At 67.0% G+C, this 21,120-nt stretch carries 15 protein-coding genes; 7 read left to right on the top strand and 8 right to left on the bottom strand.

The genetic code is table 11. From position 1 onward, the window contains the following. Window positions 1–36 precede the first annotated feature (36 nt). From XBLMG947_RS05480 to mgtE, 3 genes are all read right to left on the bottom strand, one after another. The gene (locus XBLMG947_RS05480) at window positions 37–2,745 is read right to left on the bottom strand and encodes a bifunctional acetate--CoA ligase family protein/GNAT family N-acetyltransferase (RefSeq protein ID WP_065466751.1); all 2,709 of its coding nucleotides are present in this window, start codon (window positions 2,743–2,745) and stop codon (window positions 37–39) included. Window positions 2,746–3,017: 272 nt separating this feature from the next. After that, entirely contained in the window at window positions 3,018–3,671 is a 654-nt protein-coding gene (locus tag XBLMG947_RS05475; protein WP_065466750.1) for a hypothetical protein, read from the bottom strand. A gap of 32 nt (window positions 3,672–3,703) precedes the next feature. Beyond that, window positions 3,704–5,071, bottom strand: coding sequence for a magnesium transporter (mgtE, locus tag XBLMG947_RS05470; RefSeq protein WP_065466749.1), 1,368 nt, complete (start codon window positions 5,069–5,071; stop codon window positions 3,704–3,706). A 583-nt stretch (window positions 5,072–5,654) separates the two neighbouring features. Between mgtE and XBLMG947_RS05465 the strand changes: the two genes are divergently transcribed. From XBLMG947_RS05465 to XBLMG947_RS23135, 3 genes are all read left to right on the top strand, one after another. Continuing rightward, window positions 5,655–6,482: a carbonic anhydrase gene (locus XBLMG947_RS05465; protein WP_065466748.1), complete on the top strand. Its 828-nt coding sequence runs from the start codon at window positions 5,655–5,657 to the stop codon at window positions 6,480–6,482. A gap of 210 nt (window positions 6,483–6,692) precedes the next feature. Next, window positions 6,693–8,513 (top strand): monovalent cation:proton antiporter-2 (CPA2) family protein, encoded by a 1,821-nt coding sequence (locus XBLMG947_RS05460; RefSeq protein WP_065466747.1) that lies wholly within the window; start codon window positions 6,693–6,695, stop codon window positions 8,511–8,513. A gap of 106 nt (window positions 8,514–8,619) precedes the next feature. After that, a complete protein-coding gene (locus tag XBLMG947_RS23135) occupies window positions 8,620–8,811 on the top strand; it encodes a hypothetical protein (protein ID WP_146090474.1) in 192 nt (63 codons plus the stop codon). A 54-nt stretch (window positions 8,812–8,865) separates the two neighbouring features. On the opposite strand, the gene zwf is transcribed toward XBLMG947_RS23135, so the two are convergent. The 5 genes from zwf to XBLMG947_RS05435 form a co-directional block, all read right to left on the bottom strand. Continuing rightward, entirely contained in the window at window positions 8,866–10,692 is a 1,827-nt protein-coding gene (zwf, locus tag XBLMG947_RS05455; RefSeq protein WP_065466746.1) for a glucose-6-phosphate dehydrogenase, read from the bottom strand. After that, window positions 10,689–12,488, bottom strand: coding sequence for a glycoside hydrolase family 15 protein (locus XBLMG947_RS05450; RefSeq protein WP_065466745.1), 1,800 nt, complete (start codon window positions 12,486–12,488; stop codon window positions 10,689–10,691). Before XBLMG947_RS05450 ends, zwf begins: the two co-directional genes overlap by 4 nt. Before the next feature lie 63 nt (window positions 12,489–12,551). Then, the gene (locus tag XBLMG947_RS05445; RefSeq protein ID WP_083992876.1) at window positions 12,552–12,881 is read right to left on the bottom strand and encodes a low molecular weight protein tyrosine phosphatase family protein; all 330 of its coding nucleotides are present in this window, start codon (window positions 12,879–12,881) and stop codon (window positions 12,552–12,554) included. A 26-nt stretch (window positions 12,882–12,907) separates the two neighbouring features. Continuing rightward, on the bottom strand, window positions 12,908–16,228 hold the full coding sequence (locus XBLMG947_RS05440) for an ankyrin repeat domain-containing protein (protein WP_065466743.1): 3,321 nt from the start codon (window positions 16,226–16,228) through the stop codon (window positions 12,908–12,910). Continuing rightward, window positions 16,221–16,481: a YcgL domain-containing protein gene (locus XBLMG947_RS05435; protein WP_005994983.1), complete on the bottom strand. Its 261-nt coding sequence runs from the start codon at window positions 16,479–16,481 to the stop codon at window positions 16,221–16,223. Before XBLMG947_RS05435 ends, XBLMG947_RS05440 begins: the two co-directional genes overlap by 8 nt. Window positions 16,482–16,699: 218 nt before the next feature. On the opposite strand from XBLMG947_RS05435, the gene XBLMG947_RS05430 reads away from it, so the two are divergent. The 4 genes from XBLMG947_RS05430 to XBLMG947_RS05415 are packed head-to-tail and all read left to right on the top strand — an operon-like array spanning window position 16,700 to window position 21,109. Then, window positions 16,700–17,899 carry a beta-ketoacyl-[acyl-carrier-protein] synthase family protein gene (locus XBLMG947_RS05430; RefSeq protein WP_065466742.1) on the top strand — a complete coding sequence of 400 codons (1,200 nt, stop codon included), beginning with the start codon at window positions 16,700–16,702 and terminating at the stop codon, window positions 17,897–17,899. Then, a complete protein-coding gene (locus tag XBLMG947_RS05425) occupies window positions 17,899–18,672 on the top strand; it encodes a beta-ketoacyl synthase chain length factor (protein ID WP_065466741.1) in 774 nt (257 codons plus the stop codon). Before XBLMG947_RS05430 ends, XBLMG947_RS05425 begins: the two co-directional genes overlap by 1 nt. Next, the gene (locus XBLMG947_RS05420) at window positions 18,669–19,490 is read left to right on the top strand and encodes a glycosyltransferase family 2 protein (protein WP_065466740.1); all 822 of its coding nucleotides are present in this window, start codon (window positions 18,669–18,671) and stop codon (window positions 19,488–19,490) included. Before XBLMG947_RS05425 ends, XBLMG947_RS05420 begins: the two co-directional genes overlap by 4 nt. Beyond that, the gene (locus XBLMG947_RS05415; RefSeq protein ID WP_065466739.1) at window positions 19,487–21,109 is read left to right on the top strand and encodes an NAD(P)/FAD-dependent oxidoreductase; all 1,623 of its coding nucleotides are present in this window, start codon (window positions 19,487–19,489) and stop codon (window positions 21,107–21,109) included. Before XBLMG947_RS05420 ends, XBLMG947_RS05415 begins: the two co-directional genes overlap by 4 nt. The last annotated feature ends 11 nt before the right edge of the window (window positions 21,110–21,120 follow it).

The following is a 21,120-nucleotide window of genomic DNA, read 5'->3' as shown; positions in this document are numbered from 1 at the left end:
GCGGTGGAGGATGGGGGACCGCGGCGTGACGTAACGTCAGGCCGGGCGCGGCTCGCCCATTATAGGGAGTGTCACCGCCATCAGGGTCGCATCGTCCGGATCCGGGCGCACGCCGAAGCCCAGGCTCTGGCACATCGCCAGCATGGTGCGGTTCTCGCGCAGCACCTGGCCTTCGATCTGCTTTAGGCCCAGCCAGCGCGCGTACTCGATCATGATGCGCATCAGCTGCCAGCCGATGCCGTGGCCCTTGAGGTCGGAGCGGATCAGGATGCCGTATTCGCCACGCGCGTAATCGGCGTCGGCATGCAGGCGCACCGCGCCGAGCATGTCGCCGGTCCTGGGGTCGATGGCCACCAGCGCGATCGAGCGGGCGTAATCGAGCTGGGTCAGGCGGGCGATGAACTCGTGGCTGAAATGCTTGACCGACTGGAAGAAGCGCAGCCGCAGGTCTTCGTCGGTGACCCGCGCAAAGAACGCGCGGAACAGCGCATCGTCCTCCGGGCGCACCGGGCGTACCAGCGCATGGGTGCCATCGCCCAGGCCGATCTGGCGTTCCCATTCCTTCGGATACGGAAAGATCGCAAAGCGCGGATGGCCGCGACCTTTGTGCAGCCTGCGCAGCGGCGCCACCGCCACGCGGGCGTCTAGCGCAATCACGCCCTCGCGGTCGGCCAGCAGCGGGTTGATGTCCAGCTCGGTGATTTCGGGGATGTCGGCAGCCAGCTGCGCCAGCTTGACCAGCACCAGCGCCACCGCGCGCTCGTCGGCGGCCGGCACGTCGCGGTAGGCCTTGAGGATGCGCGAGACGCGGGTGCGGCCGATCAGCTCGTGGGCCAGGCGCAGGTCCAGCGGTGGCAGCGCAAGCTCGCGGTCGTTGATGACCTCCACCGCGGTGCCGCCACGGCCGAACACGATCGCCGGGCCGAACACCGGGTCGTCGGCGATGCCGGCGATCAGTTCGCGCGCCTTGGGCCGCAGCACGGTGGGCTGCACGATCACCCCTTCGATCAGCGCAGTGGGGTGCGCGGCGCGTGCGCGCGCCAGGATGCCGGTGGCCGCTTCGCGCACCGCCGCCACGCTGGACAGGTTCAGGCGCACGCCATCCACATCGGACTTGTGCGCGATCTCGCGGGACAACACTTTCAAGGTGACCGTGCGGCCGACGGCCAGTAACGGGTCGGCCAGCAATGCGGCCTCGTTGGCGGTGGCGGCGACCTGCAACGGCACGATCGGGATGCCGTAGGCGGCCAGCAGGCGATTGGTCGCCAGCGGATCCAGCCAGCGCCGGCCGGCAGCCAGGGCCTCTTCCACCAGCGCACGCGCGATGCCGGCATCCACCACGAAGTCTTCCGGCAGGCTGGGCGGGGTTTCCATCAACGCCGCCTGCGCTTCGCGGTAGCGCACCAGGTGGGTGAAGCCGCGCACCGCATCCGATTCGGTGGCATAGGTGGGCACGCGCGCGGCGTTGAGCGCGGCGATGGCCGCATCGTCCTGGCCCAGCCACACCGCAAACACCGGTTTGTCGCGCTGGTAGCGGTTGCGCTGGTCCAGCGCGCGGTTCAGCGCCTTGGCCGCGTCGGCCGAGGAGGTGAACGCGGTGGGCACATTGACCACCAGCAGCGCGTCGTTCTCCGGATCGTCCAGCAACGCTTCGATCGCCGCCGCATAGCGCGCACCGTCGGCGTCGACAATGATGTCCACCGGATTGCTGCGCGACCACCCTTCCGGCAGCGATTGATCCAACCGGTCCAGCGTCTTGGGCGACAACTCGGCCAGGGTGCCGCCGCGCAGCACCAGCTGATCCACCGCCAGCTGCCCCACCCCGCCGCCATTGCTCAGGATGGCCAGCCGCCGGCCGGGAAAACTGCCGAGCCGGCCCAGCGTTTCGGCGGCGGCAAACAATTCGTCCAGCGCACCCACGCGCAACAACCCGGCACGTGCGAAGGCGGCGCCATACACCGCATCCGAGCCGGCCAGCGCCTGGGCATGGGTGTCGGCATTGGGATTGATGCGGAACTGGCGCCCCGATTTGACCACCACCACCGGCTTGGCACGCGCAGCGGCACGCGCGGCCGACATGAACTTGCGCGCATCGCCGATGCGTTCGACGTACAGCAGGATCGCGCGGGTGCGGTAGTCGGTGGCGAAGTAATCCAGCAGATCGCCGAAATCCACATCCAGCGTATCGCCCAGCGACACCACCGCCGAAAAGCCGACCGAGCGCGCCACGCCCCACTCCACCAAGGCGGCAGCAATGGCGCTGGATTCGGAAATCAACGCCAGATCACCGGCCTGCGGGCAATGCGCGGCGATGCTGGCATTGAGCCGCGCATGCGGGGCGATCACGCCAAGGCAGTGCGGGCCGAGAATACGCATGCCCTTGGCACGCGCAGCGGCTTCCATGCGCGCCGCCGGCGAGCCGGGACCGCTGCCGAGGCCTGCGGTGAGGATGATCGCCGCGGCAACACCACGCCGCGCGGCGATGGACACGATACGCGGCACGATGCGCGCCGGCGCGGTGATCACCACCAGGTCCGGCACCCACGGCAGATCGGTCAGCCGCGCCACCGTGCGCACACCGTCGATCTCGCGATAGCGCGGGCTCACCCAACCAATCTGGCCGGGAAACCCGGCCGCGCGCAGATTGCGCACCACCGCCCGCCCGGCCGAGCGCTCGCGCGGGCTGCCGCCGACCACCGCCACGGTGCCGGGGCGAAAGACCTGCTGCAGGTGGTAGGTACTCATCGGACCGGGGACGCGCATGCCATCGCGCTACGGTACACGCCCTGGGGGTTTCAGGGCATGGGCTGGCGTGGGCGAAAGCGCGATGCCTGTGCCGCCTGCCTGGTGCGCGCCTTGCGACCAGGTATTCGGCACCGGCGCCTTGCACGATGGCGTGTCGTCGTCGATCGACGCGCGTTCCGCTTGAGCGCTTTCGACCTGGTGATGTGTTCGACTGCTCAGCGCAGCAAGGATTACAGCGTGGTCATGCTGCAGCGCGGCCTGCCGCCGCCTGCCTACTTTGAAAGTGTCGAGGTCGATGTACGGCAACGCTCGGCGCCGTAGGCCACCGAATAAGGTTCGTCGTAGCATTTGATCAGGCCATCGACGACATCCAGGTTTGGTGGCCAGCGCATCTTCATCTCAGACCGTCCGCTCGTGGCCGGCCATACGACATAGCCATCCTGCAAGGGCGGCATGCCCTTGTCTTTCGGATACGGGACCGCTGCAAGCCGCGCCCGTGCGGCCTCCAGACCGGCGCGGTCGCGTTTGAGGAACGCGAGCATCGCATCCACATACGGATTCCAGCCGGCGAGATCCTCGGCCGCTGGCTCATACGATTGTTCGAACAGCGCGATCGCCCACGCCGTTTGCCCGGCCTCTGCACGCATCTGCCCTTCGTGCCAGGTCACGATGCCGCCCGTGATCGCGTGCGCCTGTCGGTAGTCGCGTAGCAGGTTGGCGGCCACCACGGTGCAACCGGGGCGGTCGGCAATGGTGCGCCAGCCGCCCTGCATGTCTTGATCGAAGGCGTTTTCGTCCAGCGCCAGCATGGCGGCGCGATCATAGGCGCAGGCCGGTGGATGGGCCTGTTCGGCCCATCCTGGCTGCGACATGGCGACCAGCAACGCACCCGCCCCAAGTAAATGCCGCAGCGCCTTGTTGCCCATCGCGATCTCCTTAACGTCTGTGTTGGCAAACCTTACAACAGCGTGCCGCTCAAGATCGCCGCCGCAATGCTGAAATAGATCACCAACCCGGTGACATCCACCAAGGTGGCCACGAAGGGCGCCGAGGCGCTGGCCGGGTCGAAGCCGAAGCGTTGCAGCACGAACGGCAGCATCGAGCCGGACAACGAGCCGAAGGTGACGATGCCGATCAGCGCGGCGCCGATGGTCAACGCCACCATCTGCCAGTGCGGGCCGTAGTCGTACAGGCCAGCGGTCTGCCAGATGGTGATGCGCACGATCGCCAGCACGCCCAGGATCGTCCCCAGGGTCAGGCCAGTGGGCAATTCGCGCAGTGCCACCTTCCACCAGTCGCCCAGTCGGATTTCGCGCAGCGCCAGCGAGCGGATCAGCAGCGAGGTGGCCTGCGAACCGGAGTTGCCGCCCGAGCTCATGATCAACGGGATGAACAAGGTCAGCACCACGGCCTTGGACAGTTCGTCCTCGAAGTGCTGCATCGCGCTGGCGGTGAGCATTTCGCCCAGAAACAGCACGCTCAACCAGCCCGCACGCTTCTTGATCATCTGGCCGAAGCCGATGTGCATGTACGGCTTGTCCAGCGCTTCCATGCCGCCGAACTTGTGCACGTCCTCGGTGGATTCGGCGATCAGCGCATCCAGCACGTCGTCGACGGTGACGATGCCCAGTACATGGCCATTCCGATCCACCACCGGAATCGCCAGCAAGTCGTGGCGACGGATCAGCCGGGCCACTTCTTCCTGGTCCAGTGCCGGGTCCACGGTGATCGGCGGATTGACCTGCGCCACCTCCAGGATCGGTGACTCCGGTGCACCGGTGATCAGCCGACGCATGGTCACCACTTGCTGCAGCACGCGGGTCTGCGGGTCGAGCAGATAGATCGCGTAGACGGTCTCGCGGCTGCGCTCCACTTCGCGGATGTGCTGCAGGGTCCGGCCCACCGTCCAGTCGGACGGTACGGCGACGAACTCGGTGGTCATCAGCGCGCCGGCGGTATTGGGCGGGTAGCGCATCAACGCCTGGATCGACAGCCGCGCCTCGGCGCTGAGCAGCCACAGCAGCGGCTGGCGCTGTTCGGCATCCAGGCCATGGAAGATGTCGGTGGCGCGGTCGTCGGCCATCTGCCCGAGTAGCGACGCGGCCTGCTCGGCCGGCAGCAAGGCCACCAGCATGCTGGCATCGCGCAATTCCGGTTGCTCGAGCACCTTCACCGCACGTGGCGGCGGCAACGCGGCCAGCACTTGTGCCGCTTCGTCGCGGTCGAGGGTGTTGAGATATTCCACCGCATCGGCCGTGTTGAGCTCGGCCAGGGGTGCGGTCAGTGCATCGACGCCTTCGGCAAGGCGCAGGGTTTCGTCGTACATGGTGGTTCGCCTGGTGACGACCGTCGTCGATGACAGCCGGCGAACCTGAGCCTCAGGCGCGCGCCAGCTGGGTCATCGACCCGGGTCTAGGGTGACTGTCGCTGGACATGGGTAAGGGCTCCAAAGGTGCGTCCCGGCCGGTGATCCGGGCGGTGGCGCGGCGCAGTCTGCGCGTCTGCGTCGGCTTGGTCAATGCCCTGCGCGTCGCTCGCTTAAGTGGGCTTCCTGAAGCCCGGCGGCACAGGCCTGCACCGGACATGCACCAGGCAGGCCTTCGATAAACAGCCCGGCAGCGGCGCAATGTGGAGCATGCCTGCGCACGGGGTGTGGCGAAGCGTCGCGGCCAGGCTGCGCGCGCGATACGCCATAGCCTGCAGGGCCAGCGGGTTGGCAGGTGTTGATACGCCGTTGCCGTGGCGCCCTTGGCCGCCGAGACGGAGCCGCGTCAACGCCTGTCGCCGTGTCGTGCCGAGAGCCACAGTTCATTGCTACAGTCCGCTTCCCGCAACGCCTGGTGCGTTGCTTTCCGCCATGGCATCGGCCATCGCATCCACGCAGTGCGTTTTTCTTCCGGAGTTTGTGCATGCCCTCTTCCAGGTCGCTTCTGTTACGTCGGATCAGTCCGCTGTGCCTGTGTATCGCCGCCGGCTGGGGCGCGGTGGGCATGGCGCAAACCGCGCTGCCCGAGAGCAAGCCGGTGGAGGCGCACGAGACCGCGCCGCACACCGGGCACGAATGGGGCTATACCGGTCCGGAAGGTGCCGAGCATTGGGCCGACCTGGCCGAGGAAAATGCGCTGTGCGGTAGTGGCCAGCAGAACAGCCCCATCGATCTGAAAGGCGCCATCGACGCCAACCTGGGCACGCTGCTGCTGAACTACAGCGCCGTGCCGATGGTCGTGCGCAACACCGGCCATTCCATCCAGCTGGACCTGCACGACGGCGGCACCATGGCGACCGGCGGCAAGCAGTATCAAGCGCTGCAACTGCACTTCCACCACCCAAGCGAGCACCTGTTGAACGGCCGGCGTTTCCCGATGGAAGCGCACCTGGTGCATCAGGGCCCGGACGGAACGCTGGGCGTGCTGGCGATCTTCTTCGAAACCGGCAAGGCCAACCCGGCGTTCCAACGTGTGCTCGACGCCATGCCCAAGGAAAAGGATCAGACCCGGCAGGTCTCCAACGCCACGGTCAACGCCAGCGACTTCCTTCCGCCGAAGAGTCAACGCAGCTTCTATCGCTACGAAGGCTCGCTGACCACGCCGCCGTGCAGCGAAACGGTGGACTGGGTGGTGCTCAGCCAGCCGGTGCAGGTGTCGGAGGCGCAGATCAACGCATTCGAACGCGTGTACCCGTTCAATGCACGCCCGCTGCAGCCGCTGGATCGGCGTTTTCTGCTTAAAAGTCACTGATTGCGCGCACTGTGTCGACCAAGGCTCGGTGCCATGCATTGCATGCGCACTGAGCTTGCAGGCGCAGGCGTTGCCGGACTGATCAGTACACACCTACGCAGATAGGTGCCGGGCGCACATCGCGCAGCACGGCATCGCCGCCGTGCCTATGGCGCGCGCGCAGGCCAACGGACCGGCGCGGCATAATGCGACCCTCAACGGAGAGTACGCATGCATAGCGGTGGTCTGGAACTGGCGTTGGTGCTGATGCTGGCCGCCATCGTGGCGGTGCCGGTGTTCAAGCGCTTCGGCCTGGGTGCGGTGCTGGCCTATCTGGTCGCCGGCGTGGTGCTCGGCCCGGACGGCGTGGGTGTGGTGCAGGATGCCGAACGCATCAGCGGCGCGGCCGAGATCGGCGTGGTGATGCTGCTGTTCGTGATCGGGCTGGAGCTGTCGCCGGCGCGCCTGAAGGTGATGCGCCATTCGGTGTTCGGCGCCGGCGCCACCCAGGTCTTGGTGACTGCGGTGATCCTGGGCGGCCTGCTGATGGCAGCCCACCTGGGCTGGAAGAGCGCACTGATCGTCGGCGTGGCGCTGGCGCTCTCATCCACCGCGGTGGGTCTGCAATTGCTGGCCGAACGCAAGGCGCTGGGCAGCGACTACGGGCGGCTGGCGTTCGCCATTTTGCTGTTCCAGGATCTGATCGCAATCCCGCTGCTGGCGGCCATCCCGCTGCTCGGCGGCAGCAAGAACGCAACCCTGGAATGGCAGGACGTGGCCAAGGCCATCGCGGCCCTGGCGCTGGTGATCGTGTGCGGCCGCTTTGTGCTGCGTCACCTGTTCAACGTGGTGGCGCGCACGCGGATGCCGGAAGTGTTCACTGCCAGCGCCTTGCTGGTAGTGCTGGGCACCGCCTGGATCATGCAGGAAGCCGGCTTGAGCGCCAGCCTGGGCGCGTTCATCGCCGGCGTGTTGCTGGCCGATTCGGAATTTCGCCACGAACTGGAATCGCAGATCGAACCGTTCGAAGGCTTGCTGCTGGGCCTGTTCTTCATCTCGGTGGGCATGGGCATCGATCTCAACCGCGTGGTGGCCGAGCCGTGGTTGATTGCCGCGGGGGTGGCGATTCTGCTGGTAGTGAAGTTCTCGTTGCTGGTCGGCATCGGCAGCGTGGCCAAACTCCCGCTGCGCAGCAGCCTGATGCTGGGCAGCGTGCTGTGGCTGGGCGGCGAATTTGCGTTCGTGGTGTTCAACGAAGCCGATCATGTGGGCCTGCTGGAGCCGGCCAATCACGACCGGCTGGTGGCCATCGTCGGCGTGTCGATGGCACTGACGCCGCTGTTGCTGCTCGGCATGCAACGCATCCTCAACGGACCGCTGCGCGTGCGCGCGCCCAACACCGATCGCCCGTTCGACACCATCGATGCGCAGACGCCCAAGGTCCTGGTCGCCGGAATGGGCCGCTTCGGCCAGGTGGTCGCGCGCTTGCTGACCGCACGGCACGTACCGTTCGTAGCACTGGAACACAACCCCGACACCGTGGAAGACCTGCGCCGTTTCGGCAGCCAGCTGTATTACGGCGACCCCACCCGCCCCGAGCTGCTGCGCGCTGCCGGTGCCGAGCGCATCAAGGTGTTCGTGATCGCGGTGGACGACCCGGAAACCAACATCAAGACGGTGCGACTGATCCGTCGCCTGTACCCGCAAGCCACCGTGCTGGCACGCGCACGCAACCGCCAACACGCCTGGAAACTAATGGACCTGGGCGCAGAACCGTTCCGCGAAGTGTTCGCTTCCAGCCTGGAACTGAGCGAACGCGTGCTGACCTCGCTCGGCCTGGGCGAGGCGCTCGCACACGATCACGTCAAACGCTTCCGCCAGCACGACGAAGACCTGCTACGGCGCCAGCATCTGGTCTACGACGACGAAGCCAAGGTGATCCAGACCTCGCGCGACGCCCGCGCCGACCTGATGAACCTGTTCGAAGCCGACGTCAAGGCGGATGTGGATGGGGATGATGAGACGGTGGTGTCGGCAACGCGGGACACCTGAGTGCTGATGCATTCGTAGCGCCAATGTGCAGCGTCGGCCGCGACGATCATGAAATAGCGCGCGATCGAGAAAATCGAGTGCGAAGACGCTTCATTACGCCCGCGCAGTGTCGTTGAAGATGGCTTCAACGCAGCATCGACGTCAGCGCTACTTTGCGCTTGCCGCGTCCAGCGACCAGGCGGATGCATCAAGCATCCGCAGTGGGTGGCGCATGGACGCGTTTGCGTTGACGTTTCAGCGTCTTAAAAATGCATTGCAGCGCCAAACAACCAACCCTTGGATCGCGCCCCGCCAGTGATCGATCCAAGCGGACAGCGCCAGCCGCGCAACGCGGCTGGCGCGTGCAGCCGCCTTAGCTACGTCCCGTGCGCCCAGACGTTCGTTTGCTTGCCGACTTTTTGGCAGCGCCATGGCCTGCCGTTGCGCTGCTCGCGCGCTTCGCCGCAACGTTTGGAACATGCTTGCTTGCGCGTTTAATGACTGCTTTTTTGGCGACCTTGCGGCTCGCACCGGCTGTGCCTTCACTCGATGCCGAAGCCGCTGTTGATGCGCGTTTGGTTGGCGCCTTGGTCGTCTTCTTCGCTGCTTTCTTGGTGGCTTTCTTCACCGGCGTCGCACCAGCACGCACTTCGGGCGGACGGCGTGGCGGTGGTTTGCGTCCAGGGGTGAGCGCGCGCCAGGCGTGTCCGCCATTCATCGCCAGCAAGGCGTCGGCGGCCGAGGGGCCGGCACTGCATGCGGCGTAATTGGGGAAGTCGCTCGGCGGTTGTTTCCATGCATCCAGGATCGGCTGCACGATGCGCCAGGCGCCTTCCACCATGGCCGCATCCTGGAACAGGCCGGCTTCGCCGTTCATGCAGTCCTGCAGCAGGCGCTCGTAACCCACGGTGTATTCCTTCGGAAACCAGTCGCGGTACCGGAAATCCATGCGTACCGGCGCCAGCGCCACCTGCGCGCCGGGGCGCTTGACGTCGAACTGCAGCGAGATGCCTTCATCGGGCTGGATATGTAGCACCAGCCAGTCGGGGCCGTAGCCGCCGACTTCGGTGCTGCGGAACGGCGCCAGCGGCGCGGGCTTGAAGCGGATGGCGATCTCGGTGGTGCGTTCGCGCAGGCGCTTGCCGGTGCGCAGGTAGAACGGCACGCCGGCCCAGCGCCAGGTGTCCACTTGCAGCTTCATCGCCACATAGGTTTCGGTATCCGAATCTTCCGGCACGGTGTCTTCTTCGCGATAGCCCGGTACCGCGCTGCGGCTCACCGCACCGGAGGCGTATTGCCCACGCACCACGTCTTCGGGTTTGATCGGACGCACCGCTTCGATCACTTCGGCGCGACGGCGATGCATGGCTTCGGTGGTGAAGGCCGCCGGCGGTTCCATCGCAATCATCGCCAGCAACTGGAACAAGTGATTGGGCACCATGTCGCGCAGGCACCCGGTGGGGTCGTAGAAGCGTCCGCGCCCTTCCACGCCGATGGTTTCGGCGGCGGTGATCTGCACATGATCGATGCGGTCGCGGTTCCACACCGGCTCGAACAAGCCGTTGGCGAAGCGGAACGCAAGAATGTTCTGCACGGTTTCCTTGCCCAGGAAATGATCGATGCGGAACACCTGATTTTCGTGCAGCACTTTGGCGACAGTGGCATTGAGATGCTTGGCGCTGGGCAGATCGTGGCCGAAGGGTTTTTCCACGATGACGCGACGCCAGCCCTCGCCTTCGCGCTGCTTGACCAGACCGGCTTCGCCCAGGTTGAGCAACACCGGCTCGAAGAAACGCGCGGCGGTGGCCAGATAGAACAGCACATTGCCTTGTGTGCCGTAGCGCTTGTGCAGTTTCTCCAATAAGCCGCCTAGCGCCTGATACGCGCCCAGGTCGGTAAAGTCGCCGCGCAGGTACTGCATGCGCTCGCGCAGCCAATCCCAGGTGGCGTTGTCGAAGGCATCGGTCTGGAATTCGGCATCGCGGCTGCTCAGCAGCTCCGTCATCGACTGACCCATGTTGGTGCGCCAAGCGCGCTCGCTGATGTCGCCGTGGTCCATACCGACGATGGCGAACTCTTCGCCCAGCGCGCCGGCGCGGCGCAGGTTGTACAGCGCCGGCATCACCAGGCGCTTGGTCAAATCGCCGCGTGCGCCGAACACCACGATGATGCACGGCGGGGTCGTTGCTTGCTCACTCATGGATGCGTTTCCTTTTCGCCCATGCGTCCATGCAGGCGCAATGCCGCATTGACCAGGGCCACGTGGGAATACCCTTGCGGGAAGTTGCCAAGCATGCGTTTTGTACGCGGGTCGTATTCTTCGGCAAGCAGGCCAACGTCGTTGCACAACCCAAGCAGGCGCTCGAGCAATGCACGCGCCTGGTCGGTGCGGCCGATCAACGCATAGTTTTCCACCAGCCAGAAACTGCAGGCCAGAAAGGTGCCCTCGCCGGCCGGCAGGCCATCGGCGCTGTCGTCGGCGCGATAGCGTTCGACCAGGCCATCGATGGTCAGCTCGCGCGCGATCGCATCGGCAGTGGCGGCAACACGCGGATCGTCCGCCGGCAGAAAGCCCACGATGGGAATCAGCAACAGCGAGGCATCCAGCTGGTCCGAGCCGTAGCTCTGCACGAAGTGGCCATCCGGGTGCACGCCTTTTTCCAGGACTTCGGCATGGATTTCTTCGGCAATGCGGCTCCAATGCGCACGTTTTTCGGCGTCCGCATTGGTGATGCCGTCGCGCGCGCCGCAATCGAACGCCAGCCAGGCCATCACCTTGGAATGGACGAAGTGGCGGCGCTCGTCGCGGATTTCCCAGATGCCTTCGTCTGGCTGACGCCACAGCGTTTCCAGCGTATCCAGGATGTTTTCCAGCAGCGACGCGGACGAGCCATCGTCGTCGGACGGTGAACCCACGCCTTTTTCGCGTGCGTAATGAAAGGCGCCGATCAACTCGCCATAGACATCGAGCTGAAACTGATCCACCGCGCCATTACCGATGCGCACCGGGCCGGAATCTTCATAGCCGGGCAACCAATGCGCTTCCCATTCCTGCAAGCGGCGTTCGCCGGCGATGCCGTACAGCGCCTGCAATTGATCCGGCGAGCCGGCAATGGCGCGTTGCACCCAATCGCGAAACGCGGCTGCCTCATCGCGATAACCGGCCTGCAGCAACGCAATCAGGGTGAACACCGAATCGCGCAACCAGCAGTAGCGGTAATCCCAATTACGCGTGCCGCCCAGCTGCTCCGGCAGCGAGGCGGTGGGTGCGGCGACGATGCCGCCGGTGGGTAGATAACTCAGCCCTTTCAACACCACCAGCGAGCGGCGCACCTGCTCGGTCCACGGCCCGACGTCGGTGCAGCGGCGCGCCCAGCCATGCCAGAACGCGGCGGTGCGTTGTCGTGCCTGCTCGGCGTCGATCAAAGGCGGCGTGGGCAGATGCGAAGCGCCGTGACTGAGCAGAAACCAGGTGCTTTCGCCTTCGCGCAACGTGAAGTCGGCTTCGGTGCCCATGTCTTGGCCGCGCAGTGTTTGCGGCGAACGCAAGGCAAGTTGATCGGGGCCGGCAATGGCGCGAATACCGCCATCGATGCGTGTGACCCAGGGCACCGTGCGGCCATAGTTGAAACGGAAGGTCAGCCGCATGTGCATCGGCACGCTGCCCTGCACGCAGCGCACGATCCGCACCAGGTGCTGGTGGACCTCGGTGTTTTCGCTGGCGACCATGAAGTCGACCAGTTCCACCGTGCCGCTGTCGGTGATCATGCGCGTGCACAGCACCAGACTATCGTCTTCGTAGGCGCGCTCGGTGCGGAAGTCGTCGGCCGGCGATAACGCCCATTGACCGTGTTGTTCGTCGCCCAGCAAGGATGCGAAGACCGCGTCGGAATCGAAGCGTGGCAGACACAGCCAGTCGATGGTGCCGCGGTGGTCGACCAGGGCCGCGCTGTGGCAGTTGCCCAGCATGGCGTGGTCCTCGATACGCACGCTCATTGGTCGGGCGCTTCCTTCCGGCGAAAGAGCGCGCAGTCTTGCATGCGCCGTGTCGGGATCAGGTTAGGACTGCGCCGGCAGACGCAGCAAGGGTGGCACCGTGTGTTCCAGGCGGCGTACCAGTGCCGGGTCCATGTCCGCATAGTCGTCGGGAATCTGCAGACAGATCAGCCGGCAATGGCGCAGGTGCGCAGCGAAGCGTTTGCGCAGCAATTGCAGATGACGCGGTTCCATCACCATCACCACTTGCGCTTCCTGCAGCAACTCCGGGGTGACCTGCACCTCGGCATCTACGGCCAGCCCGGCCGATTGCGCCTGCACGCCGGGCCAGTCGGCGAACACGCGCTCGGCAGTGGGGCTGCGCAGGCGGTTGCGGCTGCACACGAACAACACCCGCAGCGGTTGCCCGCCGCGCTGGCTCAGCGGCCGTCGCGCAGGAAGCGCGCCATCGAGGAAACACCCGGTAGCGCCGGTTCGAACTGGCCGGCCACATCGATGAAGCCGCGCATGATGGCGATCTCGCGCGGGGTGCGGTTGAGCGCATCGCGGCGGTCGGCGTCAGCGCCTGCCCGCAGCAAGCGCTGCACCAGCAACGGCAGGCCGTGCAATGCGGCCAGATGCAGCGGGCCGAAGCCGCGCTGGTCGGCCACGTCCAGCGAGACATCTTCGTCGAGCAGGCGTTCGACGCCGGCCAGCACCACCTGCTCGTCGCAAGTGGTGCCCGGTTCGGCTCGCGCGCCCAGCAATAGCAGCAACGGGCTGACCCGGCCACCGGCCAGGCATTCCGGATCGGCGCCAGCCAACAGCAAGGTGTCCAGCAACGCCAGCAAGCGGCTCTTGTCGCGCGCGGTGAAGCCGTACAACGCGGCGCAATGCAGCGGCGCCAGCCCCTGATTGTCGGTGGCGTGCACGTCGGCCGCGGCGGTAAGCAGACGCGCCACGATGTCCGGCAGTCCCAGCGCGCAGGCCAGCATCAGCACGGTCACGCCGCCCGGCAGACGATGTTCGATCTGCGCACCGGCCTGCAGCAACGCGGCGGCGATCTCGGTCTGGCGCATGCTCACCGCCGCCGATAACGGCGTGGCGCCGCTATTGGCCGCACGTTGCGGATCGGCGCCACGGCCAAGCAGATGCGCGACCACGCCAAGATGGCCGCCACCGGCCGCACGCAGCAGTGCGGTGCAGCCTTGCGCGTCGACGGCGTCGACCGGCAGGCCGAGGTCGATCAGGCGACGCACCGCATCGGTATCGCCCACCATCGCGGCGGCCGGCACATCGGCTTCGCGCAGCGTGCGGCGCGGCAGCGACCAGATGCGCCAATCCAGCCAGTCGGCCAGATCGCGACGGCCGATCGACAGCGCCACACCCAGCGGGGTCTGCCCGTCGGCAGCGCGCGCTTCCGGCGAGGCGCCCTGCTTGACCAGCAATTTCAGCGACGCGTCGCGGCCGAGTGCGGTGGCCAGATGCAGCGCGGTCATGCCGTGGCTGTCGCGCGCTTCGCGGTCCACACCATGTTCCAGCAACCACTGTTGCAGGCGCAGCCAGCCAAGACGTACGGCCAGCGACAACGGCGGATCGCCCGCGGCCGACGGCGCGAACGGATCGGCGCCGCGTTCGAGCAATTCCAGTGCGAACTGTTCCAGCCCGCGCGATGCGGCGTCGTGCTGCACGCACGCGCTGAGCAACCGGGTCAGGCCACCGGCGCCTGCCGGCGAGGCGCCATGCCGCAGCAATGCCTGCAAGGCCGGCACCGCCTCCACGCCACGCGAGAGCAGCGCGAACATCGGTACATCGCCGCAAGCATCGCGCACTTCGGCATCGGCGCCGTGGCGCAGCAGCCAGTCGACCGCATCGGCGTTCAAGGCCAGATGCGCATCGTGCAGCAGGCCGCCAAGTTCTTCCGGGCCGCACAGTCGCGCCAGCGCATCCAGGCCATCGCGTTGACCGAAGTGCAGGCCTTCGCGCAGCAACACCAGCGGCGGGCGATCGGGCAGCACCGCAACGCCGGGGGTGTCGCCATGCCCGTCGCTGACGGCGGCCGGCAAGGGGTACGCGGGATCGAGCAATTGCACGATCGCCCAACGCCCGGCTTCGGCGGCGACGTCCACCGCGCGACGGCCATGCACATCGACGCCATCGGCCGGCACCTGCAGATCGAGCAAGCGCCGGATCAGCGCCGGCGACACGCTGTCAGCGGCGCAGGCCAGCATCAACGCATTGCGGCCGTCGCCATCGATGGCCAGCACATCGGCCTTGCGCGCGACCAGGCGTTCCAGCACCGCGCTGCGCGCCTGACGGGCGGCATCCAGCCACGGGGTGCGGCCGAGCAGATCGCGCGCTTCCAGATTGGCGCCGGCCGACAACAGCGCCTCGACGATGTCGCCGTGGCCAGCCAGCGCGGCTTCGTGCAGGGCACTGCGGCGCTGGCGATCACGCGCATCCACGCGCGCCTTGTGCTTGAGCAGCAATTGCACGCCGGCCGGGTCGTCTTCTTCGGTACCGGCCGCTGCCAGCAGTACTGGTGCGCCACCGTCCGGTTCGGACTGTGCGCCGCGCTCCAGCAGAAATTTGGCCAGCCGCCAGTTGCCGACCTGGCAGGCCATCGCCAGCGGCGAGTGGCCTTCGTTGTTGAGCGCGTCCAGTTCGGCGGCCGCGTCGCGCAGCAGCGCGGCCACGCCCGGGTCGGAACTGCGCACCGCATGATGCAATGGCGTATTGCCGTCGTTGTCGCTGGCGCGCGGGTCGGCGCCATTGGCCAGCAAGGTCATCACCGCATCGGGGCGGCCATGCCAGCTGTCGCGGGTGGCGGCCAGCAACGGGGTCATGCCGCGGTGCGGCTGGTTGACGTCGACGCGGCGCACGATCAACTCGCGCAGCAGGCGCAGATCCGGCAGCACCGCCGCCAGCGCCGGCAGGCTGCGTTGATCGCGCCATTCCGGCAGCGGCAGCGCCTGCGGGTCTGCGCCGGCCTCCAATAGCTGCAGCGCGCGGTCCACCCGGCCGCTGCGCGCAGCTTCGAACAGTTCGGGCACCAGCTGATGCTGGGCGACCGGCTCCAGCGGGCGCGGTTCGGCCGCCGCTTCGGAGAAGAAATCGGCCGCCTGGCGTGCTACCGGCGCATCGCTGCGCAGTGGCGCGGCGGTACGTTGCAACAGTAGATGGGCGGCGGGCAGCAGCGCGCTGGCGGCAATCGCCAGGCCCCAGCGCAGACCACCGGACAACCAGCCCGGCCAGGCCAGCGCCACCACCAGGGTGCACACCGCCAGCACCAGTGCCGCAGCCAGCAGGCCGCGCCAAGCATGCAATTCCTGCGTGGCCAGCGCGTGCCAGCGTGGCGCCAGCGCGCCGCCATCGCGTTCCACCTCGCCCCACAAGGGCCAGGTCCGCCACAGCCCCAGCAAGGCGGCGCTGACGGCCACGCTTAACGCCAGCGCGGCGGCCAGGCTGCCGCTGTCGCGTAACGCGGTCAGCGGCCAGCTGATCAGTGCGGCCAGCGCCAGCAGGCCCACGCCCCAGATCGCCAGCAACGGCGGCAGCGCCTGCGCGATGGCGCGCGGCTGGCTCGGCAAGGCGCGCGTGCCACGCGCCCACGACACCGCCAGGGCGAACGCCGGCTGCGCCAGCCATAAGCTCAGCGCAGCAACCACACCGCCAACGCCACCGAGCACGCACAGCACCACGCCGGCCGCACCGGCCAGCGCCGCGGCGCGCATCCGTGCGCCACGCGCAGGCTCAGTCATAGTCGCACTCGCCCGCCAGCACCACCGTCTTGGGCAGCTGCAGGTAGAAGCCGTGCTTGCCGAGCGCTTCGCGCACGGTTGCCACATCGGCCTGCGCCAGCCGGCGCTCAGGCGTCAACGCCACCTCCAGCACGAATGCGAATGGCGCCAACTGCGTGTGCACCGCAGCAGGAAGACCGGAGAAATCGTCACGCGTGGCGAGATAGACGAAGGTGTCCTGCTTGCGTTGGCTTTTATAGACGTAGGCGTGCATGCGCGCGTGGTCGCGCTCGAAAGAGAAGTGGGTCGCAGGATTGTGTCGCAATTGCGGCGACGGCGAAAGCACGGCCTGCGCGAAAAATCCCAGCCGCGTCAGCGACATGACTGGCACGTTCAGTTGCGCCATCCACGGGGCTGGCGCACGCCATCGATATACTGAGTGCACTTTTCGCCAGCCAGACCATCGTGAGCCAAGCGCAGCATTCGTCCCAGATGGCCCCGGTCGCCGTCACCGCGTTCACTTCCACTACCGCGCTCGGCGCCGGGCTTGCCGCCCAGGCCGCCGCGTTGATCGCACGCCGTAGCGGGCTGCGTCGCAACGATTTCGGCCCGCAACCGCGGCTGCCCTGTTGGGTCGGCCGCGTCGATGGCGTGGAAGCGGTGGTGCTACCCGATGCCCTGCAACAGTGGGATTGCCGCAACAACCGCCTGGCCTGGCTGGCCCTGCAGCAGGACGGCATGGCGCAGGCGGTGCAAGCGGCCGCGCAGCGCTACGGCGCCGAGCGCGTGGCGGTGATCATCGGCACCTCCACCTCCAGCATCGGCGCCAGCGAAGAAGCGTATACGCGGCTGGTCGAAGACGCCGACGGCGCGCGCTTCCCCGAGGATCTGAATTGTCGGATTGTGCACACCCCGCATTCGCCGGGCGACTTCGTGCAGCAGGCCACCGGCTTGCGGGGTCCGTGCGTGACCGTGGCCACGGCCTGTTCATCCAGCGCCAAGGTGTTCGCCCAGGCGGCCCGGCTGATAGATGCCGGCGTGATCGACGCGGCGCTGGTCGGCGGTGTGGACACCTTGTGCGGCAGCGTGCTATTCGGCTTCAACTCGCTACAGGTGGTCGCACCGGAGATGTGCCAACCATTCGATGCGCGCCGGGTCGGCCTGAGCATTGGCGAGGCGGGCGGCTTTGCGCTGCTGGAACGCCCGGCCGCCGCACCGAATGCGGCGCTGTGGCTCTACGGCTACGGCGAATCCAGCGACGCACACCATATGTCGACGCCGCATCCGCAAGGCCTGGGCGCACAGCTGGCGATGCACGGTGCGCTCGAACGTGCCGGCCTGGAGCCAGCCGCGGTGGGTTACCTGAATCTGCACGGTACCGCTACGCCGGCCAACGACAGCGTGGAAGCCGCCGCCGTGGCGGCGATCTTCCCCAGCACCTTGCACGCCAGCTCGACCAAAGCCTGGACCGGCCACACATTGGGCGCGGCCGGCATCGTCGACTCGGTGATTGCGCTGCTCGCGCTGCGCGACGGCGTGCTGCCCGGCACGCTCAACAGCGACGTGCCCGACCCGGCCTGCGGCCCGCAGATCCGCTTCGACAACGCCCATGCCCGGATCGACTACGCCATGAACAACTCCTTCGGTTTTGGCGGCAACAACTGTTCGCTGCTGTTCGGGCGGGCCCGCTGATGCTGACCGCCACCATCGAAGGGATCGGCTTCTGGACCCAGGGGCTGCCCAACTGGGAAGCTGCCAGCGCGTTCGCGCGCGGCGGCGAGCTGCAGGAAACCCCCGCCCGCCCGGCGCCGCAGTTGCTGGCCGCCAACGAACGCCGCCGTGCGCCGGACACGGTGGCGGTGTCGCTGGAGGCCGCGCTGGCCGCCTGTCACGCCGCAGGCCGCGACCCGGCCAGCCTGCCATCGATCTTTACCTCAGCGTACGGCGATCTGGCCATCTCCGATTACATGTGCACCACGCTGGCCAGCGAGCCGTTGGCGATCTCGCCGACCAAGTTCCATAACTCGGTGCATAACGCCGCTGCCGGCTACTGGACCATCGGCGCTGGCGCGAGGACCCCGGCCACCGCGATCAGCGCCAGCCTGGGCAGCTTCGCGCAGGGCCTGCTGGAAGCGCTGGCGCAGCGCGCTGCCGGCGTAGAGGCAGTGCTACTCGCCAGCTACGACGCCCGCTCGGTCGGGCCGTTGGGTCGGGTCGCCCCCAGCCAGGGCCTGCTCGGTGCCGCGCTGGTGCTGGGCACGCCCGGCCAGGCCAGCAAGCCGCAGCTGCACGCGCAGCTGGACGACGGCACGCCCTCGCCCGGCGATGGCGCGCTGGCACGTCACGTCGCCAACAATGCGATGGCGCCGATGCTACCGCTGTTCGATCTGCTGGCCGGCAGTGGCGACAGCGTGGCGCTGTATGCCGGCCCGGGCCGGGTGCTGCGCGTGGAGATCCAGCGATGAGCCGGCAACCGCTGAGCGGCGACGACACCGCCATCCTGGTGCCGGCCTTGAACGAGGCACTACGCATCCGCGAAGTGGTCACCGACGCGCTGACCTATTGCTCGCACGTGATCGTGATCGACGACGGCTCCGACGACGGCACCGCCGAATGCATCGCCGGCATGCCAGTGATGCTGATCCGCCACCCGCAGCGCATGGGCAAGGGCGCCGCCTTGCGCAGCGGGTTTGCCGAAGCGCAGCGGCTCGGCATGCGCGCGGTGATGACCATGGACGGCGATGGCCAGCACAAGGCAGCCGATTTCCCGCGCCTGCTGGCTGCCGCCAACCGCCACCCCGGCTGCGTGATCATCGGTGCGCGCATGCGCAAGCGCGCCACCCAGCCCACCATCCGCCGGATCGGCAACGATTTCGGCGACTGGGGCATCGCCTGGGCCTGCGGCTTTCAGCTGGTGGACAGCCAGAGCGGCCAACGGCTGTATCCGGCCTCGGTGTTCACCCTGCCCGAGGTGCCCGGCGAAGGCTTCGTGTTCGAAGCGCAGCTGCTGATTTCGGCCGCACGCCAGGCCGGCGCGCGCGTGGTCGCGGTGCCGATCGAGACCCGCTATGCCGGCACCTCACCCGGTACCTTTCGCAAGAGCCATTTCCGGCTGGGGCGCGACCTGTGGAACATCACCTCGCACGTGGTCAAACAGGTCTGGGCGTATGGCCATGTCTGGCGCGAATACCGCCGCGTGCGCGCCAATCCGGTGGTCGTTGACGATGCCGACGGCGAATTTGCTACTGTGCCTGCGGTCACCAAGAGCAACCCGTCCTCATGAATGCACAGCGCGCCGATGTCGTGATCACCGGAGGTGGCCTGGCCGGCTTGAGCCTGGCGTTGCAGTTGAAGCAACGCGATCCCGCACTGGCGATCACCGTGCTGGAACGGCGTGCGCATCCGGTCCGCGAGGCCGCGTTCAAGGTCGGCGAATCCACGGTGGAAATCGGCGCGCATTATTTTGCCGACGTGCTTGGCCTGCGCGAGCATCTGGAGACGGAGCAGATCCGCAAGTTCGGCTTCCGCTTTTTCTTCTCCGACAAGCGCGAAGACATCGACCGCTGCACCGAGCTGGGCGTGAGCAAGATCCTGCCCACGCCATCCTGGCAGATCGACCGCGGCCGCTTCGAGAATTTCCTGGGCGAACGCGCCCGCGCGCAGGGCATTAGCTTTGTCGACAGCTGCAGCGTCAAGGGCGTTGCGTTGTCCGAGGACGACACCGACCATGCGGTGCGCTTCGAACGCGATGGCACAGCCGGCACGCTGAGCGCACGCTGGGTGGTGGACGCCAGCGGCCGCGCCGGCCTGCTCAAGCGTAAGCTCGGCCTGGCACAGGACAACGACCACAACGCCAACGCAGTGTGGTGGCGCGTGGAAGGCCTGATCGACCCGAACGGTTGGTCGCAGGACAGCAGCTGGCTGCAGCGTTGCACGCCGCCGGACCGCTGGCGTTCCACCAACCACATGTGCGGGCCGGGTTATTGGTTCTGGTTGATTCCGCTGTCGTCGGGTGCGCACTCGCTGGGTATCGTCTGCGATGCAGACATGCATCCGCTGGAAAGCATGAACACCCATGACAAGGCCATGACCTGGCTGCGCACGCAGCAGCCGCAGGTCGCCGCCACCCTCGACCAGGCCGACTACCGGCTGCAGGACTTCCTGTTCCTGCGCAATTTCTCTTACGGCTGCAAGCAGGTGTTCTCGCCGCAGCGCTGGGCACTGACCGGCGAAGCGGGCGTGTTCCTGGACCCGTTCTATTCGCCCGGCAGCGACTTCATCGCCATCTCCAATACGTATATCTGCGAATTGATCGGCCGCGACCGCGCCGGCAAGTCGCTCAGCCCGTATGTGGAGCTGTACCAGCAGCTGTATTTCTCGTTCTACGAAAACACGCTGACGCTGTACCAGGATCAGTACGCGCTGTTTGGCGACGAGCAGGTCATGCCGGTCAAGGTGATCTGGGATTACACCTACTACTGGTCGTTGCTGGCACCGCTGTTCTGCAGCAGACGCATCGCCGATCTCAGTTTGCTGTCGCGCATGAAAAACGACTTTCTGTATGCGCGCGACATGAATCTGGCCATGCAGCAGGTGCTGCACGACTGGGGCATGCGCAATACCGCGCAGGGCATCGCCACTGGCAACGGCCGGCTGCTGGACCAATACCTGATCGGCTGGTTCAACGAACTCAACGGCGCCTTGAACGACACGCTCGACAACGACGCCTTTCTCGCACGCATCCATGGGAACGTCGCGCAGATGGCGGTCCTGGCGCGCGAGATCCTGCAACAGGCACGCCAACGCTACCCGGACCTGCCCGACTACGGCCTGGACGCATTGACGGCCGGCGCCAATGGCGAGGCGATTCTTACCGCGACTTGGTACGCGGACGCGGCGTGAGGCCTGCCAGA

This window comes from Xanthomonas bromi, assembly GCF_900092025.1.
Lineage (GTDB): Bacteria > Pseudomonadota > Gammaproteobacteria > Xanthomonadales > Xanthomonadaceae > Xanthomonas > Xanthomonas bromi.
Note: the sequence above shows the minus strand (reverse complement) of the source record. Positions and strands in the feature narration are given on the sequence as shown.